The sequence below is a fragment of the Pseudomonas sp. D3-10 genome (genome assembly GCF_051132175.1).
In the GTDB taxonomy this organism is placed as follows: Bacteria; Pseudomonadota; Gammaproteobacteria; order Pseudomonadales; family Pseudomonadaceae; genus Aquipseudomonas.
This window is the reverse complement of record NZ_CP071668.1, coordinates 335,991-352,690: the sequence shown is the minus strand read 5'-3', so window position 1 is coordinate 352,690 and position 16,700 is coordinate 335,991. Positions and strand designations below refer to the sequence as shown.

At 61.7% G+C, this 16,700-nt stretch carries 17 protein-coding genes; 12 read left to right on the top strand and 5 right to left on the bottom strand.

Features of this window, described 5'->3' with window-relative positions:
- Positions 1-7: 7 nt before the first annotated feature.
- From rfbB to J3P90_RS01500, 7 genes are read left to right on the top strand one after another with little or no spacing between them, the layout of a single operon-like run.
- Positions 8-1,090 carry a dTDP-glucose 4,6-dehydratase gene (gene rfbB / locus J3P90_RS01530; protein ID WP_434675738.1) on the top strand — a complete coding sequence of 361 codons (1,083 nt, stop codon included), beginning with the start codon at positions 8-10 and terminating at the stop codon, positions 1,088-1,090.
- Complete coding sequence (gene rfbA, locus J3P90_RS01525; RefSeq protein WP_420766412.1) at positions 1,087-1,962, top strand: glucose-1-phosphate thymidylyltransferase RfbA; 876 nt, start codon at positions 1,087-1,089, stop codon at positions 1,960-1,962. The genes rfbB and rfbA overlap by 4 nt, the downstream gene beginning before the upstream one ends.
- On the top strand, positions 1,959-2,504 hold the full coding sequence (rfbC, locus tag J3P90_RS01520) for a dTDP-4-dehydrorhamnose 3,5-epimerase (protein WP_420766413.1): 546 nt from the start codon (positions 1,959-1,961) through the stop codon (positions 2,502-2,504). The genes rfbA and rfbC overlap by 4 nt, the downstream gene beginning before the upstream one ends.
- On the top strand, positions 2,501-3,382 hold the full coding sequence (gene rfbD, locus J3P90_RS01515; RefSeq protein WP_434608338.1) for a dTDP-4-dehydrorhamnose reductase: 882 nt from the start codon (positions 2,501-2,503) through the stop codon (positions 3,380-3,382). The genes rfbC and rfbD overlap by 4 nt, the downstream gene beginning before the upstream one ends.
- Before the next feature lie 35 nt (positions 3,383-3,417).
- Complete coding sequence (locus tag J3P90_RS01510) at positions 3,418-5,226, top strand: sensor histidine kinase (protein WP_420766415.1); 1,809 nt, start codon at positions 3,418-3,420, stop codon at positions 5,224-5,226.
- A complete protein-coding gene (locus J3P90_RS01505; protein ID WP_434608340.1) occupies positions 5,223-6,614 on the top strand; it encodes a sigma-54-dependent transcriptional regulator in 1,392 nt (463 codons plus the stop codon). Before J3P90_RS01510 ends, J3P90_RS01505 begins: the two co-directional genes overlap by 4 nt.
- 32 nt (positions 6,615-6,646) lie before the next feature.
- A complete protein-coding gene (locus J3P90_RS01500) occupies positions 6,647-7,102 on the top strand; it encodes a thioesterase domain-containing protein (protein ID WP_434561184.1) in 456 nt (151 codons plus the stop codon).
- A gap of 68 nt (positions 7,103-7,170) precedes the next feature.
- Here the strand turns inward: J3P90_RS01500 and cysQ are convergent, their stop codons facing one another.
- Together cysQ and nudE are read right to left on the bottom strand one after the other, a co-directional pair.
- Positions 7,171-7,998 (bottom strand): 3'(2'),5'-bisphosphate nucleotidase CysQ, encoded by an 828-nt coding sequence (cysQ, locus tag J3P90_RS01495; protein ID WP_434675737.1) that lies wholly within the window; start codon positions 7,996-7,998, stop codon positions 7,171-7,173.
- The gene (nudE, locus tag J3P90_RS01490; RefSeq protein ID WP_434561188.1) at positions 7,995-8,561 is read right to left on the bottom strand and encodes an ADP compounds hydrolase NudE; all 567 of its coding nucleotides are present in this window, start codon (positions 8,559-8,561) and stop codon (positions 7,995-7,997) included. Before nudE ends, cysQ begins: the two co-directional genes overlap by 4 nt.
- Positions 8,562-8,650: 89 nt before the next feature.
- On the opposite strand from nudE, the gene yrfG reads away from it, so the two are divergent.
- Entirely contained in the window at positions 8,651-9,313 is a 663-nt protein-coding gene (yrfG, locus tag J3P90_RS01485; RefSeq protein WP_434649255.1) for a GMP/IMP nucleotidase, read from the top strand.
- 111 nt (positions 9,314-9,424) lie between these two features.
- Here yrfG and lysM read toward each other — a convergent pair whose 3' ends face one another.
- Positions 9,425-9,865: a peptidoglycan-binding protein LysM gene (gene lysM / locus J3P90_RS01480; protein ID WP_434608346.1), complete on the bottom strand. Its 441-nt coding sequence runs from the start codon at positions 9,863-9,865 to the stop codon at positions 9,425-9,427.
- Between the two features lie 135 nt (positions 9,866-10,000).
- On the opposite strand from lysM, the gene J3P90_RS01475 reads away from it, so the two are divergent.
- The 4 genes from J3P90_RS01475 (at position 10,001) to J3P90_RS01460 (ending at position 14,886) form a co-directional block, all read left to right on the top strand.
- Positions 10,001-10,888: a LysR family transcriptional regulator gene (locus tag J3P90_RS01475; RefSeq protein ID WP_420766422.1), complete on the top strand. Its 888-nt coding sequence runs from the start codon at positions 10,001-10,003 to the stop codon at positions 10,886-10,888.
- 93 nt (positions 10,889-10,981) lie between these two features.
- Entirely contained in the window at positions 10,982-11,821 is an 840-nt protein-coding gene (gene fdhD / locus J3P90_RS01470) for a formate dehydrogenase accessory sulfurtransferase FdhD (protein WP_420766423.1), read from the top strand.
- A complete protein-coding gene (locus J3P90_RS01465) occupies positions 11,818-14,166 on the top strand; it encodes an FdhF/YdeP family oxidoreductase (RefSeq protein WP_434561194.1) in 2,349 nt (782 codons plus the stop codon). Before fdhD ends, J3P90_RS01465 begins: the two co-directional genes overlap by 4 nt.
- 237 nt (positions 14,167-14,403) lie before the next feature.
- Positions 14,404-14,886, top strand: a complete 483-nt coding sequence (locus tag J3P90_RS01460; protein WP_420766425.1) for a glycine zipper domain-containing protein — start codon at positions 14,404-14,406, stop codon at positions 14,884-14,886.
- A gap of 72 nt (positions 14,887-14,958) precedes the next feature.
- Here the strand turns inward: J3P90_RS01460 and J3P90_RS01455 are convergent, their stop codons facing one another.
- The gene (locus tag J3P90_RS01455) at positions 14,959-15,378 is read right to left on the bottom strand and encodes an acyl-CoA thioesterase (RefSeq protein WP_420766426.1); all 420 of its coding nucleotides are present in this window, start codon (positions 15,376-15,378) and stop codon (positions 14,959-14,961) included.
- Between the two features lie 46 nt (positions 15,379-15,424).
- Positions 15,425-16,651, bottom strand: coding sequence for a 3-hydroxyacyl-CoA dehydrogenase NAD-binding domain-containing protein (locus J3P90_RS01450; RefSeq protein WP_434675736.1), 1,227 nt, complete (start codon positions 16,649-16,651; stop codon positions 15,425-15,427).
- Positions 16,652-16,700 lie beyond the last annotated feature (49 nt).

Here is a 16,700-nt window from a genome sequence, read left to right as displayed (position 1 = left end):
TAACCGGATGCGCATTCTCATTACCGGCGGTGCCGGCTTCATCGGCTCGGCTCTCATACGGCATTTGATTCTTGATACCGAGCACCAGGTCCTGAACCTCGACAAGCTGACCTACGCTGGCAACCTGGAGTCGCTGAGCAGCATTGATCACGACAGCCGCTACGAATTCGTGCAGGCGGACATCGTCGATCAAGCAACGATCAGCGCGGTGCTGGCGCGGTTCAAACCTGACGCAATCATGCACCTGGCCGCCGAATCCCATGTGGACCGCTCCATCGACGGTCCGGCGGACTTCATCCAGACCAACATCGTCGGCACCTATAGCTTGCTCGAAGCAACCCGTGCCTATTGGCAGGCCCTGGCCGAACCGCAGAAACGGGCGTTTCGTTTCCACCATATTTCCACCGACGAAGTGTATGGCGACCTGCACGGCGTCGATGACCTGTTCACCGAAACCACCGCCTACGCCCCCAGCTCGCCTTACTCAGCCAGCAAGGCAGCGTCCGACCACCTGGTCCGGGCCTGGCAGCGCACCTACGGCTTGCCCGTGCTGCTGACCAACTGCTCGAACAACTACGGGCCGTTCCACTTCCCCGAGAAGCTGATCCCGCTGGTCATCCTCAATGCGCTGGCGGGCAAGCCGTTGCCTGTCTATGGCGACGGCCAGCAAGTGCGCGACTGGCTCTACGTCGAAGACCACGCCCGGGCGCTGCTCAAAGTCGTGACGGAAGGTGTAGTCGGCGAGACTTACAACATTGGTGGCCATAATGAGCAGAAGAACATCGATGTCGTGCGCACCATCTGTGCGCTGCTCGAAGAACTCGCGCCCCACAAACCCGAGGGCGTCGAGCGCTATGCGGACCTGATTACCTTCGTCAAGGATCGTCCCGGGCATGACCTGCGCTACGCTATCGACGCCGGCAAGATCGAACGGGAGCTGGGCTGGACCCCTCGGGAAACCTTCGAGACCGGGCTGCGCAAGACCGTGCAGTGGTATCTGGAGAACCTGCTGTGGTGCCGGCGCGTGCAGGATGGCAGCTATCAAGGCGAGCGCCTTGGCTCGCTCGACAACAAGGATACGATTGCATGATGAAAGGCATTGTTCTGGCCGGCGGTTCCGGCACGCGGCTGCATCCGATTACCCTCGGGGTGTCCAAGCAGTTGTTGCCGGTCTACGACAAGCCGATGATCTATTACCCGATCTCGGTACTGATGCTCGCTGGCATCAAGGAAATCCTGATCATCTCCACCCCGCAGGACCTGCCCCAATATCGAAATCTGCTGGGCGATGGCGCCCAGTTCGGCGTCCATTTCAGCTACGCCGAGCAGCCGACCCCCGACGGTCTGGCCCAGGCTTTCCTGATTGGCGAGCAGTTCATTGGCAATGATCCGGTCTGCCTGATCCTGGGTGACAACATTTTTCATGGCCAACATTTCGGCGAGCAATTGCAGACCGCCGTCAACCGCCCACGCGGTGCGACGGTGTTCGGTTATTGGGTCAAGGATCCCGAGCGTTTCGGCGTGATCGACTTCGATCCCGAAGGACGCGCCGTCTCCATCGAAGAAAAACCCGCCGCCCCCAAGTCCAGCTATGCGGTGACCGGCCTGTATTTCTACGACAACGACGTCATACAGATCGCCAAAGCCATCAAGCCGTCCAAACGAGGCGAACTGGAGATTACCGACGTCAACAATGCCTATCTGCAACGAGGGGACTTGCATGTCGAGCGCTTTGGCCGCGGCTTTGCCTGGCTGGACACCGGCACCCATGACAGCCTGCTGGAAGCCTCGCAATACGTTCAGACCATTGAGCATCGCCAAGGCCTGAAGGTCGCATGCCTGGAAGAAATCGCCTATCAACAGGGCTGGGTCAGCCGCGAGCACGTATTGGAGCGTGCCAGTTACTTCGGCAAGACCGGCTACGGCCAATACCTGTTCAAGATTGCCGGAGAAACACGTTGAATGTCATCGCCTCGCGACTGCCGGAAGTCTTGATCCTCGAGCCGAAGGTCTTCGGCGATGATCGCGGCTTCTTCTATGAAAGTTTCAATGCCCAGGCATTCGCCGAAGCCACGGGGCGCACGGTGCAGTTCGTCCAGGACAACCATTCGCGCTCGGCCAAGGGCGTGCTGCGCGGCCTGCATTATCAGATCGAACAAACCCAGGGAAAACTCGTGCGCGTCACCGCCGGCGAGGTACTCGACGTTGCGGTGGACATTCGCCGCAGCTCGCCGACATTCGGCCAGTGGGCCAGCGTACGCCTGTCGGGACAGAACCATCGGCAGCTGTGGATTCCCCCTGGATTTGCCCACGGTTTTGTCGTACTGAGCGACTCGGCGGACTTTCTCTACAAGACCACCGATTACTACGCCCCGTCAGCCGAGCGCTGCATTCGCTGGGACGACCCCGACCTGGCGATTGACTGGGAGTTGCCAGGCGCACCGATCCTGTCGCCCAAGGACCAGGCCGGCAAGGCCCTGCATGAGGCCGATCTGTTCCCATGAGTACTTCCTCGCGCATCTTGATCATCGGCCGGAACGGCCAGGTCTCCCAAGCCCTTCAAAAGCGCCTGGCCGGCATCGGCGAACTGACGGTGCTGGGCAGCAGCCAGCTCGACATGGCCCGACCCGATCACCTGCGCGCGCCTATCGAGGCGGCGCGGCCCGACCTGATCATCAACGCCGCCGCCCATACGGCGGTCGACCAGGCCGAGAGCGAGGCGCAGCGGGCCTTCGCCATCAATGCCATCGCACCGGGCGTGCTCGCCCAGGCGGCGCTCGAACTGGGCGTGCCGCTGATCCACTACTCCACCGATTATGTCTTCGACGGTCGCAAGCACACCCCCTACACCGAGGACGACGCGCCCAACCCGCTGAGTGTCTACGGTCGCAGCAAGCTGGCGGGCGAAGAGGCCATCCGCCAGGCGGGCGGAGAGCATCTGATCCTGCGCACCAGTTGGGTGTATTCCAACGCGGGACGCAATTTCCTGTTGACCATGCAGCGCCTGCTGCAGGAAAAGCCCCATCTGCGCGTCGTCTCGGACCAGATCGGCGCACCGACCTGGGCGGGGACGATCGCCGAGAGCACCGCGAAGCTGATCGAGCGCTGGCAAGCTGGGCAACGCGGCGCCTGGGGCACCTATCACCTGACAGCCCAGGGCCAGACATCCTGGTTCGGATTCGCCCAAGCCATCGGTGAACACCTGGTCGAGCAGCACAAATCCTGCGCCGTGCTTGAAGCCATCGCATCGAGCGAATACCCGACCCCGGCGCCGCGTCCGTTGAACTCGCGCCTGGACTGCGCCCGGCTGGCCAGGGAGTGGGGCGTGAGCCAACCAGACTGGCGAAGCGCGTTACAGCAGTGCCTTGCCGGGCAAGCCTAGGCATAATGCGCCTGTAACCCCAGGCGCAGACTTCCATGACCTCCACCCTCCCCCGCAGACCTCGTTGGCGCAGCCTGGCGTTGCTCGCGCTGTGCCTGGCACCGTTGCTGTGGCCGCTTGAGCATCTGGCCGAGCGCTACTACCGCAGCGAACTGGCCGGGCAGAACAGACAGACACTCGACCTCTACGTCGCCAACCTTCTGGGGACATTGCACCGCTACGAAGTACTGCCCCAGATACTCGGCGAGCTGCCGGCCCTGCGCGCGGCCTTGTCGACGCCGGACGATGGCGTCACCCAGGGCAATGCCAACCGGTTATTGAAAAACATCAGCGCCCAGACCGGCGCCGAGGTCATGTACCTGATGGACGCCACGGGCAAGACCCTGGCGGCGTCTAATTGGGATAAGCACGACAGCTTCGTCGGTCGCAATTTCGCCTTTCGCCCTTATTACATCGAGGCCATGGCCGGGCGCCTGGGACGTTTCTTCGGCCTGGGCACCACATCGGGCAAACGCGGTTATTTCTTCGCTGCCGCCGTGCATGATCGCGAAAAAGTCATCGGCGTATTGGTGGTCAAGGTGGACCTGGACCACACCGAAAGCCTATGGGGCAAAACGCCTGAACAGCTCTTGGTGACCGACCACAACGGCGTGGTCATTCTCACCTCGCGCCAGGAATGGCGTTTCCGCTCGACGCGGCCCCTGAGCGATCCGGAAAGCAAGGCGATCAGCGCGATACAACCCTACCCTACCCGTGACCCCAAGCCGCTCAACCTGGACCCCAATGCCTGGCTGACCCAGACCCAGGCCATCGAAGAAACCGGCTGGAATGTGAGCATCCTGGCCCCGCGCACCCTGATTGACCGCCCGGTGCGCACGGTGGTCGTCATCGGCGGCGCGGCATTGCTGGTCTTGATGCTGTTGCTCGGGTTGATGATGCAGCGCAGGCGCCACTACCTGGAAAGAATCGCCTTCGAGGCCAAGGCCCGTCATGAATTGGAGGGCCGCGTCGCGGAACGCACCAGCGACCTGGAGGGCCTCAACCGTCGTCTCAAGCAAGAGGTGCTGGAACGCGAGCACGCCCAGCAGGAACTGGTCCGTGCCCAGGATGATTTGGTGCAGGCCGGCAAGTTGTCGGCGCTCGGCACCATGTCGGCCAGCATCAGCCATGAACTCAACCAACCGTTGGCGGCGATCAGAAGTTATGCCGAAAACGCAGAAATACTGCTCGATCACCAACGCACCGACGACGCCCGTGGCAACCTCAAGCTGATCAACGAACTGACCGGGCGCATGGCGTCGATCATCGCTCACCTGCGCGCCTTCGCGCGCCGCGACCGCCACGCCCCGGAAAGCGTCGCGCTGCAACCGGCGCTGGACGATGCCCTTGCCTTGCTCGCCAAACGTCGGCGCAGCATGGAAGTGGAGTTGATCCGTGACCTGCCCGCCGCCACCTTGTGGGTCGAGGCCGGTGAAACACGCCTGCGCCAGGTGCTGGGCAACCTGCTGGCCAATGCCCTGGATGCCCTGACTGAAAAAGGTCCGCCGCGTAGACTCTGGCTCAGTGCCCAGGCGACCGAAACCGGCGTCAACCTGTACATCCGCGATAACGGCCCGGGTTTCTGCATGGAAGCCCTCGGCCGCGCCGGTGAGCCGTTCTACACCACCAAGACTCGCACCCAGGGCCTTGGCCTGGGGCTGGCAATCTGCGACACCCTGATGCGCGCCTTCGGCGGCGAATTGTTGTTCGCCAACCACAAGGAAGGCGGCGCCCTGATTACCCTGAAGCTGCGGGCGGGTGCGCCCGGGGTGAGCCTGCAACCGTCCGAGGACCGTAGTGTATGACCATCGAAAACCAGATTGAGGTGGTGCTGATCGACGACGATCCCCACCTGCGTCAGGCCCTGAGCCAGACCCTCGACCTGGCTGGGCTGAAAATCCTGCCACTGGGCGAGGCCAACGGCCTGGCCGGGCAACTGCCGAGGGATTGGCCAGGCGTGGTGGTCAGCGATATCCGCATGCCCGGCATGGACGGCCTGGAACTGCTGGGCCAACTGCACGCCCAGGACCCGGACCTGCCAGTGCTGCTGATTACCGGCCATGGCGATGTACCGCTGGCCGTGCAGGCAATGCGCGCCGGGGCCTACGACTTTCTCGAAAAACCCTTTGCCAGCGATCATCTGCTCGACAGTGTGCGTCGGGCCCTGGCTTTGCGGCGCCTGGTCCTGGATAACCGCAGCCTGCGCCTGGCCCTCAGCGATCGCCATGAACTCAGCGCCCGGCTGGTAGGACAATCGTCGCCCATGTTGCGCCTGCGCGAGCAGATCGGTGCCTTGGCAGCGACGCGCGCCGACGTGTTGATCCTGGGTGAAACCGGCGCCGGCAAGGAAGTGGTCGCCCGCGCGCTGCACGATCTCTCGAGTCGACGCAACGGGCCGTTCGTGGCGATCAACGCCGGCGCTTTGGCCGAGTCGGTGGTTGAAAGCGAACTGTTCGGCCACGAACCCGGCGCCTTCACCGGCGCGCAGAAGCGCCGTATCGGCAAATTCGAATTCGCCAATGGCGGCACGTTGTTTCTCGATGAAATCGAAAGCATGAGCCTGGACGTGCAGGTCAAATTGCTTCGCCTGCTGCAAGAGCGGGTGGTGGAACGACTGGGTGGCAATCAGCAGATCCCCCTGGACATCCGTATCGTCGCCGCCACCAAGGAAGACCTGCGCCAGGCCGCCGATCAAGGCCGCTTTCGCGCCGACTTGTATTACCGGCTGAATGTCGCGCCGCTGCGCATACCGCCGTTGCGCGAGCGCGGTGAGGACGTGCTGATGCTGTTCCAGCATTTTGCCGATGAGGCCAGCGCCCGTCATGGCCTGCCGCCCCACGAACTGCTACCGGCCCACCGGGCGCTGTTGTTGCGCCATGACTGGCCGGGCAACGTACGCGAATTGCAGAACGCCGCCGAGCGTTTCGCCCTGGGCCTGGAGCTGGCCCTGGATAGCAGCACGCCGGAAGGCCAGCCAGGCGCCCCGGTGCAAACCGTCAGCGGCGGTTTGAGCGAGCAGGTTGAGAACTTCGAAAAAACCCTCATAGCCGCCGAGCTGGCACGGCCTCACAGTTCAGTGCGCAGCCTTGCCGAAGCGTTGGGCATTCCACGCAAAACCCTGCACGACAAGCTGCGCAAGCATGGACTGGCCTTCGGCGACAATAGCCCAGGCCAGGCCGACGATTCCGATTGAGTCCTGCCACCCACCGTTAGAAGAGGGCCCGCATGAACCGCGACAGCCATTATCTGGAAACGATCCTGCACCGGGACATCCCATTGACCCGGGACATGGGCCTGAAGGTGCTCCAATGGCAGGCCCGCCAGCTGCGTCTGTTCCTGCCGCTCGAGGCCAACGTCAACCACAAGAGCACCATGTTCGGGGGGAGCCTGTATTGCGGCGCGGTGCTGGGTGGCTGGGGCTGGTTGCACCTGGCCTTGCGCGAGGAGGGAGTCGAAGACGGACACATCGTGATCCAGGAAGGGCAGATCAGCTATCCGCTGCCCGTGACCCGAGACGCAACCGTCATTTGCGACGCGCCCGATGAAAAGACCTGGAAACGTTTCGTGGCGACTTATAAGCGCTACGGGCGGGCGCGGCTGGCATTACAAACGCGGGTGTTGAACGTCGACAGCGAGAATGTGGCGGTGCAATTCGAAGGGCAATACGTTTTGCACCGCTGATCATCGTTAATTCACGTGGCGAGGGAGCTTGCTCTCACAAAAGCATTCGGCCAGAAATCAGCCTTGGTTCAAGAGCGGGCAAGCTCCAACAGCTTCCCACGCCACGCCGCTTTCGCCGGCAGCGCCAGGAACGAAGCATTCAACAGCGACTCGCGCGGTGGATAGCGGAACGGTTCGCCGCTCAGGTCCAGCACCTCGCCGCCCGCTCCTTCGAGTACGCCCTGGGCGGCGGCGGTGTCCCACTGAGACGTTGGCGCCAAACGGGGGTAACAATCGGCGGCACCTTCAGCCAACAGGCAGAATTTCAGCGAACTGCCGATGTTGGTCAGTTGCAAGGCGCCGAGGCTCTCACTCAAGCCGGCCAACAGGCGCTCCTGCTCCGCACTGGTGTGGCGCCGGCTGGCGACCACGGTAAAAGCGTCTCCAGGCGCCAGCGCGTTACGCACCGTGATCGGCGAAGGCTCGACGCCTTTCTCGCCACGCCAGGCCCCCAGCCCCACGCCACCGACGTAGAAACGGCCATTGGTGGGCATCGAGACCACGCCGAACACCACCCGCCCTTCTTCGACCAAGGCGATGTTGACGGTGAACTCTTCACTGCCCGAGATGAATTCCTTGGTGCCATCCAGCGGGTCCACCAGCCACCAGCGTTTCCAGGTAGCGCGGACGCTTTGCGCGATATCGGCGTCCTCCTCGGAGAGGATCGGAATATCCGGCGCCAGCGCGGTCAATCCAGCGACGATGACATCGTGGGCGGCCATGTCCGCGGCGGTCACCGGCGATTCATCCGCCTTGTGCTCAACTTCCACATCGGCGCGCCAGAACGGCAGGATTGCCGCGCCGGCCCGAAGCGCCAGTTCGATCACCGGGACCATCAGCGCGTGAGGAAGATTCATGGCAGGTAGGCTCCACGCTGGGTCAGCAGGTCACGAGCCAGATACAACGCCGCCAGAGCCCGTCCCTCGGTGAATTGGGGATTTTGTGCAAGGGCCGAGAGCTCGCCCAGGTTGATCTTGTCCACTCGCATCGGCTCGGGTTCGTCGCCCTCCAGCCGCTCTTCATACAGGTCGGTCGCCAGCACCACTTGGATCTTCTGGCTCATGTAGCCAGGCGACAACGACAGCTCCGTCAGGTGTTCCAGCTGACGCGCGCCAAAACCGGCCTCTTCCTTGAGCTCGCGCTCGGCCGCCGCCAGCACGTCTTCGCCCGGCTCGACCAAACCCTTGGGCAATGACCACTCATAAGCGTCGGTACCTCCACAATACTCTTCCACCAGCACGGCATGGTCGGCATCGAGCATCGCGACAATCATCACCGCGCCGTAGCCAGGGCTCTTGGCCGCCAAACGCTCGTAAGTGCGCTCCACACCATTGGAAAAACGCAGCTTCATTTCTTCCACGCAAAACAGGCGGCTGGTGGCGACAATCCGTCGGTCGAGTATGGTGGGTTTCTGGCGCATAAACGGCTCCCTGGGCGATAGCGGGCTACTATACCCGGCCTATTCTGATTGTTTGTGTCGGATATCCGATTACCGCTGGAGAAGTTTTTATGGCCTCGTTGCCTTGGCACGCGATCGACACGGTCCTGCTGGACATGGACGGCACCCTGCTGGACCTGCATTACGACAACCATTTCTGGCTGGAACACCTGCCTCAGCGCTACGCCGAACTGCATGGCGTCAGCCGCGCGATGGCCGAGATGGAGCTGCAACCGCTGTTCGAGCGCAACGCCGGCCAGTTGCAGTGGTACTGCCTGGACTTCTGGAGCGCGGAGCTGAAGCTGCCGGTGCGCGAATTGAAACTGGAAACCGCCCACCTGATCGCCCTGCGCCCCGATGCCGATACGTTCCTGGCAGCGATCCAAAGGGCCGGCAAACGCGTCGTGATGATCACTAACGCCCATCGAGACTCGCTGTCGCTGAAGCTGGAGCGTATCGAGCTCGCCCCGTATTTCGAGCGTTTGATCAGCTCTCACGATTACGGTTTCCCCAAGGAGAACCCGCAGTTCTGGGATGCCTTGCAAGCCGACCTGGACTTCGACCCCGCTCGCAGCCTGTTCATTGACGATACCTTGCCAGTCTTGCGCAGCGCCCGTGATTTTGGCATCGCGCATCTGCTGGCGGTCAGCGAACCGGACAGCCGCAAGGGGCCGAAGGATACCGGGGAATTCGAAGCGGTCGGGGATTATCGGGATTTGATTGCCGGGCTTTGAACCGCGCTGCCTTCATCGCGAGCAAGCTCGCTCCCACAATGGTTTCGCCGCGAACCAAAGCCTCTGTGGGGGCGAGCCTGCTCGCGATGAAGGCGCCGCAAATGCGGCAGTCTATTCCGGAATACGCAGCACCTGCCCCGGATAGATTTTGTCTGGGTGCGAAAGCATCGGCTTGTTGGCTTCAAAGATCTTGTTGTACTTGTTGGCGTCACCGTACTCGGCCTTGGATATGGCGCTGAGCGTGTCACCCTTCTTCACGGTTACGAAACGTGCGGCCTGCGCTACCGGCCCAGTCACGGTGATCTGATCGTCAACACTGCCGACACCTTGGATATTGCCCACAGCCAGCAGGACCTTTTCTTTTTCCTCCTGGCTCGAGACTTCACCGGTCACGATGACTTTGTCACCTTCAACGGTCGCTTGGATATTGGGGTTGCCCAGCCCGACTTTACTGATGTGCTCCTTCAATTGCTCACCGGCATTGGCATTACCGGGGGTCAGGAGATCGATAAGTTTCTCACCCGCCTCCTTCACAAAACTAAAAAGACTCATGGCGCTTGCTCCTTGGAATTGAATGTCCAGACACAAAGCCTAGACCAAGCCCACCGAGCCCGCCTTCCAACCGACCAATGACCCCAACACGCCCAAAGCGCTAGAATCCCAATCTTCCCGCGCCAAGGAGTGAAGATGGACATCAAGCAGCTGAAATTTCTCATCGCGCTCGACGAAACCCGCCACTTCGGCCAGGCTGCCGCCCGTTGTCACATCACCCAACCCACCCTGTCGATGCGTTTGCGCAGCCTGGAAGAAGAGCTGGGCCTTCCGTTGGTCAACCGCGGCCAGCGTTTCGAGGGTTTTACCGCGCCAGGCGAACGGGTGCTGGCTTGGGCACGCACAGTGCTGGCGGCCTATGACGGGCTTCAGGCCGAAGCGGCGGCCTGCCGTGGCAACCTGGTGGGTACGCTGCGCCTGGGCGTGGTGCCGCTGTCGGATTTCGACCCGCTGTCGATGATGCAACGCCTGCACACCGAGCACCCGAGCCTGCGCTTCGAATTATCGTCTTTGAGTTCGGAGCGCATCCTCGAACAATTGGCGAACAACCGCATCGACCTGGGCATTTCCTACATGGAACGCCTGGATAACGAGCGCTTCGAATCCTTGCCCTTCAGCCACACCCGCATGGGCCTGCTGTACGACCAGCGGTTTTTCTTTTTTGGCGAAGAACCGCTGAGATGGGAATCACTGGTTGAACTGCCCCTGGGCATGCTCACCAGCGGCATGCATTTTCGCCAATCCATCGATCACGCGTTTCATAGCCGAGGCCTTGCACCTCAACCGTTGCTGCAAACCGACGCCGTGCATCAATTGCTGCAAGCGGTGCATGGCGGATTGTGCTGCGCGGTGGTCCCATTGGACAGCGGACTGAACGTCATGACCGAGGACTTGCGCATCCAGCCCATCGAAAACGCCCAAACCCTTGTTCCGCTTGGGCTGATCATGCGGCGCGGGGCTCCGCGCTCGGCGTTGGCGGAGGCTTGTTTCGCCCTTTACCAGAAATCAATAACCTTTCCTTGATCGACGTCATCTATTGAAAGATCAGTAATAGCGATTAGACGTGGCAGATTGCCGCATTTAGTCTTAGCACTATTCCTACTTTCAGTGATGCCCATGAACGACAAGCCTCAGGCCTGTCCAGTGCCTGACGTGGAACCTTCCACGCCAGCCGCCAGCCAGAGCTATCGCTACTGCAACCTGGAGCACTTCGAATCGGCCAGCGCCGCGCTGGCCGAGGAAGTGGCGTTGGCCATTGCCTATAACGGCATCAGCCAAGCGGTGATGCTGGTCACGCCAACCGATCTCGAGGATTTTATCGTCGGGTTCAGCCTGGGCAGCGGCATCATCGAGGATCCAGCGGACATTTACGACTTGCAACTGAGCGGCGCCGGTTCGGCCCAATATGCCCAGGTCACCATCGCCAATCGCGCCTTCTGGAATCTCAAGGAGCAACGTCGCCAAATGGCCGGCACCAGTGGCTGCGGACTCTGTGGCGTGGAAGCCGTGGAACAGGCGCTGCCCGACCTCAAGTCGCTGCCCGGGGCACCCTTGCCACCAGCGCAATGGCTCGATGGCCTGCGTCAACGCATCAGCCAGTTCCAGCCCCTGGGCCAACACTGTGGCGCCGTCCATGCGGCATTGTTCATGAACGCCAACGGCGAGTTGCTGATGGGCCGCGAAGACATTGGCCGGCACAACGCTCTCGATAAATTGATCGGCGCGTTGATCCGTCAGCAAATCCCGGTGGCTGGTGGCGTGGCAATCGTCACCAGCCGTTGCAGTCTCGAATTGATCCAGAAAGTACTGCGCGCCGGCATCCAGACGTTGGTCAGCCTGTCGTCGCCCACGGGCCTTGCCGTGCAATGGGCCCGCCAACACAACCTCAACCTCATCCACCTGCCGCAAAAAAGTGCGCCGCGGGTCTATAGCCCTGCGATGGAGAAACAAGCGTGAGCAATTATCAACAAGCCAACCAGAAACCCGCACCGCGCTACAAACCCTACAAGGGCCCAGCCGGTGGTTGGGGCGCGCTGATCAGCGTTGCCCAGGCCTGGCTGACCAGCGATAACGCGCTGAAAAACATCCGCATGATGCTCAAGACCAACCAGAACGGCGGCTTCGATTGCCCTGGCTGCGCCTGGGGTGATTCGCCAGAAAGCGGCATGGTGAAGTTCTGTGAGAACGGCGCCAAGGCGGTGAACTGGGAAGCGACCAAACGTCGTGTCGACGCCGCTTTTTTTGCCAAGCACAGCGTCACGTCATTGCTCGAGCAGAGTGACTACTGGCTTGAATACCAGGGGCGCCTGACGGAGCCGATGCAATACGACGCGCAAACCGACCGCTACAAGCCCATCAGCTGGGATGCGGCATTTGCGTTGATCGGCAAGCATCTGCAGGGACTGTCCAACCCGAACGAGGCCGAGTTCTACACCTCGGGCCGGGCCAGCAACGAGGCAGCCTATCTGTATCAATTGTTCGTGCGCGCGTACGGCACCAACAATTTCCCCGATTGTTCGAACATGTGCCATGAGGCCAGCGGTGTAGCCCTGTCCCAGAGTGTGGGTGTCGGCAAAGGCACGGTGACATTTGACGACTTCGAGCATGCCGACGCGATCTTCGTCTGGGGCCAGAACCCCGGCACCAACCACCCACGGATGCTCGAACCGCTGCGCGAAGCCGTGAAGCGCGGCGCCCAGGTCGTATGCATCAACCCGCTGAAAGAGCGTGGCCTGGAGCGCTTCCAGCATCCGCAACACCCGCTGGAAATGCTTACCAACGGTGATAAACCCACCAATACCGCGTATTTCCGTCCAGCCCTGGGCGGAGACATGGCCGTGCTGCGCGGCATGGCGAAGTTCCTGCTGCAATGGGAGCGTGAAGCACAGAACAGCGGCGGCCCCGCAGTATTCGACCATGGGTTCCTCAACGAACACAGCGTCGATGTCCTGGAATACCTGGCGGTCGTCGATGACACCCCATGGGAACAAATCGCCGAACAATCAGGCCTGACCCTGGCCGAGATCGAGCAGGCCGCGCGCATGTACGCCAAAGCCAGCAACGTGATCATGTGCTGGGCGATGGGCATTACCCAGCACCGCCATTCCGTCGCGACCATCCAGGAAATCGCCAACCTGATGATGCTGCGTGGCAACATCGGCAAGCCAGGCGCGGGGCTTTGCCCGGTGCGAGGGCACAGTAATGTGCAGGGCGACCGGACCATGGGCATCAACGAGCGTCCGCCCGTTGCGTTCCTCGACGCGCTGGAGCGGCGTTTCCAGTTCAAGGTGCCGCGTGAAAACGGCCATAACGTAGTCGAGGCGATCCACGCCATGGCCGAGGGCCGGGCCAAGGTATTTATCGCCTTGGGCGGCAATTTCGCCCAGGCTACTCCCGATAGCCACCGCACCTTCCAGGCCCTGCGCAATTGTGACCTGACCGTACAGATCAGCACCAAGCTCAACCGCAGTCATCTGGCCCACGGGAAAGATGCGTTGATCCTGCCGTGCCTCGGTCGCACCGACATCGACCTGCAAGCCGAAGGCTCCCAGGCCGTGACCGTGGAAGACTCGTTCAGCATGGTCCACGCCTCCAATGGCCAATTGCAGCCGTTGTCGAACCAGATGCGTTCGGAGCCGTGGATCATCGCCGGCATCGCTGCCGCCACGCTGGGCAGCCGTCCGGTGGATTGGAACTGGCTCGTGGCCGATTACAGCCGCATCCGCGACCTGATCGCCGAGACCATCCCCGGCTTCAAGGACTTCAACCAGAAACTCAAGAATCCCGGTGGCTTCTATCTGGGCAACAGTGCCGGTGCCCGTCGCTGGAACACACCGTCGGGCCGCGCCAACTTCAAGCCCAACCGGTTGCCGACCGACCTGCTCCACGAGCGGACCCGAGCCACAGGGCAATTGCCGGACCTGATCCTGCAATCCATGCGCTCCCACGACCAGTACAACACCACCATCTACGGCCTCGATGATCGCTATCGCGGTGTGAAAGGCCAGCGTGACGTACTGTTCGTCAACGAAGCGGACATCATCCGACTGGGCTTCAAACCCGGGCAAAAGGCCGACATCGTTTCCCTGTGGGACGACGGACGCGAGCGGCGGGTCAAAGGGTTTACCTTGCTGGCCTTCGACATCCCGGCCGGACAGGCCGCCGCCTACTACCCGGAAGTGAACCCGCTGGTACCCTTGGAAAGTACCGGTGACGGCAGCCACACCCCGACCTCGAAGTTCGTGGCGATCCGTCTGGAAGCGGCGAGCGAGAACGGGCTGATCATGGCCAAATCGGCCTGAGTCAATCCTGGCGTTGTACTGGCCTTGCCGGGCACTTTCAGACGCCCATGAAAAAGGCCGTTTTCCAGTGAAAACGGCCTGTCTGAAGTAGCTAAAGACCGGCAAAATCTACTTAAGTTCCGCTATGAAAACAGTAACTTAGCGAATTGTGCACAAGTCGTGTTACTCGTCGGATTTCGATTGTAACCAAGCGAAGCCAGCCTCAGGATCGCGCCGTCATCCCTTTGAGGCTCCTCTATGAAGTTCTCCTCCATTCTCTTGTTGTCCCTTGGCCTGGTCAGTGGCGTCGCGTCTGCCGGCGGTACCGCCGAAGCAGGTGTAGGCGGCGCATTGGGCGGGGTTTTGGGTTCGGTCGTCGGCCAGTCCCTGGGCGGCAACACCGGCTCCACTATCGGCGCGGCCCTGGGCGGCGCGGGCGGTAGCGCAGTCGGCGCAGACAAACATAGCCGCGGCGAAGCGGCAATCGGCGGCGCACTGGGTGCAGCCGGCGGTAACGTGGTCGGCCGCAGCGTGGGCGGCTCCACGGGCAGCCTGATCGGTGCCGCAGCGGGCGGTGGCGCCGGTGGCGCACTGGGTAACTACATGGGCAAGGACGACGATGACGACCGTTACGAAGGTCGCCGTAGCGATCGCCGCTACTACCGCGATGGCCACCGGGGCCGCGGTCATGCCTACGGACATCGCAAGCACAAGCACAAGCATCGCTATCACGACGATTGACGGCCGGTTTGACCCGTACCGTTAGATGATCGCAGCCTTCGGGAGACTGACCGGAGGCTGCGATTTTTCGTTTCAGGGTACCAATCGTTCCAATGCCTCGCGTAGCCGACCCGGGATCGGCACTGGCTGATTCGACATCCGGTCCACGAACACATGCACGAAGCGCCCCGCCGCGCAGGCCTCCTGCTCGTTCTCCTTGAACACCGCCAGCTCGTATTGCACCGAACTGTTGCCCAGCTTGGCGACCCGCAGGCCGATCTCGATCCGGTCCGGAAATGCGACCGATGCAAAATAGTCGCAGGCTGAACTCACCACGAAACCCACTACTTCGCCGTCATGGATATCCAGTCCACCGGCCTCGATCAGGTAGGTATTCACCGCCGTATCGAAAAAGCTGTAGTAGGTGACGTTATTGACGTGACCGTACACATCGTTGTCGTGCCAGCGCGTAGTCACCGGCTGGAAATGAAAGTACTCGGTGCGCTGGGGCATCTCTTGTCCTTGGTTGTGCAGTGTTGTGGGGAAGACAGGCTGTCGGTTATCGCTGCGAGAAACCCTTGCCTTGCGCCGCCAACTCTCCGATCAGGCGAGCAGGCTTCCATTGATCCCCCTGCTTCGTCTCAAGGTCCACCAAGCGTGCATGGATGTCCGCAAGGCCTTGCTGATCAGCCCAGGCCATCGGGCCGCCCCTGTCAGCCGGGAAGCCATAGCCGTTGAGATACACCAGGTCGATATCGTGGGACGACTCGGCAATGCCTTCCTGGAGAATCTTCGCACCTTCGTTGACCAGCGCCAGCAAGCAGCGTTCGAGGATCTCATCGGCGTCGATGTCACGCCGCTGGAAACCCAGGTCCTCGCTGACCCGCTGCACCAGCGCATCGACTTCTACATCGTGTTCAGCCTGCCGGCTGCCCGGCTCATAGTGGTAATAACCGTTGCCACTTTTCTGGCCGAACCGACCCAACTCGCACAAGCGGTTGTCCACCTGCACCTCGGGGGCATCCTGCCCTTGGCCCGCCAGCTCCCGCGCGCGCCACTCCAGATCGATACCGACCACGTCGTACATGCGAAACGGCCCCATGGCGAAACCAAAGCCCTGCAGCGCCGCATCCACCTGATGGGGGAACGCACCCTCCAACAACATCTTTCGCGCCTCCAGCACATAGGGATGAAGCATTCGGTTGCCGATGAAGCCGTGACAATTGCCCGACACCACGCTCACCTTGCCCATGCGCTTGCCCAGCGCCAGGGCAGCGTCCAGCACAGCCTTGGCCGTTTGTGCGCCGCGCACGATCTCCAACAACTTCATGATGTGCGCCGGGCTGAAGAAGTGCAGGCCCAGCACTTGCGTTGGCCGACGCGTGGCGGCGGCAATGGCATCGATATCCAGCGCCGAGGTGTTACTTGCCAGGATCGCCTCGGGCTTGAGCATGCCGTCCAGCTCGCGAAATATCTTCTGCTTGAGTTCGAGGTTCTCGTAGACCGCTTCAATGACCAGGTCCACGTTGCGGATCGCCGCGTAGTCCTGCGCCCGCGCAATACGGGCGATCCTGGCGTCGGCTTCGCTTTGTTCGAGTCGGCCCTGGCGTACGTTATGGGCGTAGGTCTCGGCCACCGTGGCCAGCGCCTGCTCCAGCATTTGTGGATTGTTATCGACCCACTGCACCGTAACGCCAGCGTTGGCCAGGCACATCACGATGCCCCGCCCCATGGTGCCTGCGCCGACCACGGCGGCGCGCTGGATATCGAAGGATGTCTGGCTCATGTTTGCTCTCTTGTTGGCGATCCAAAGACTGCTTCACCTTAGTCAGCCA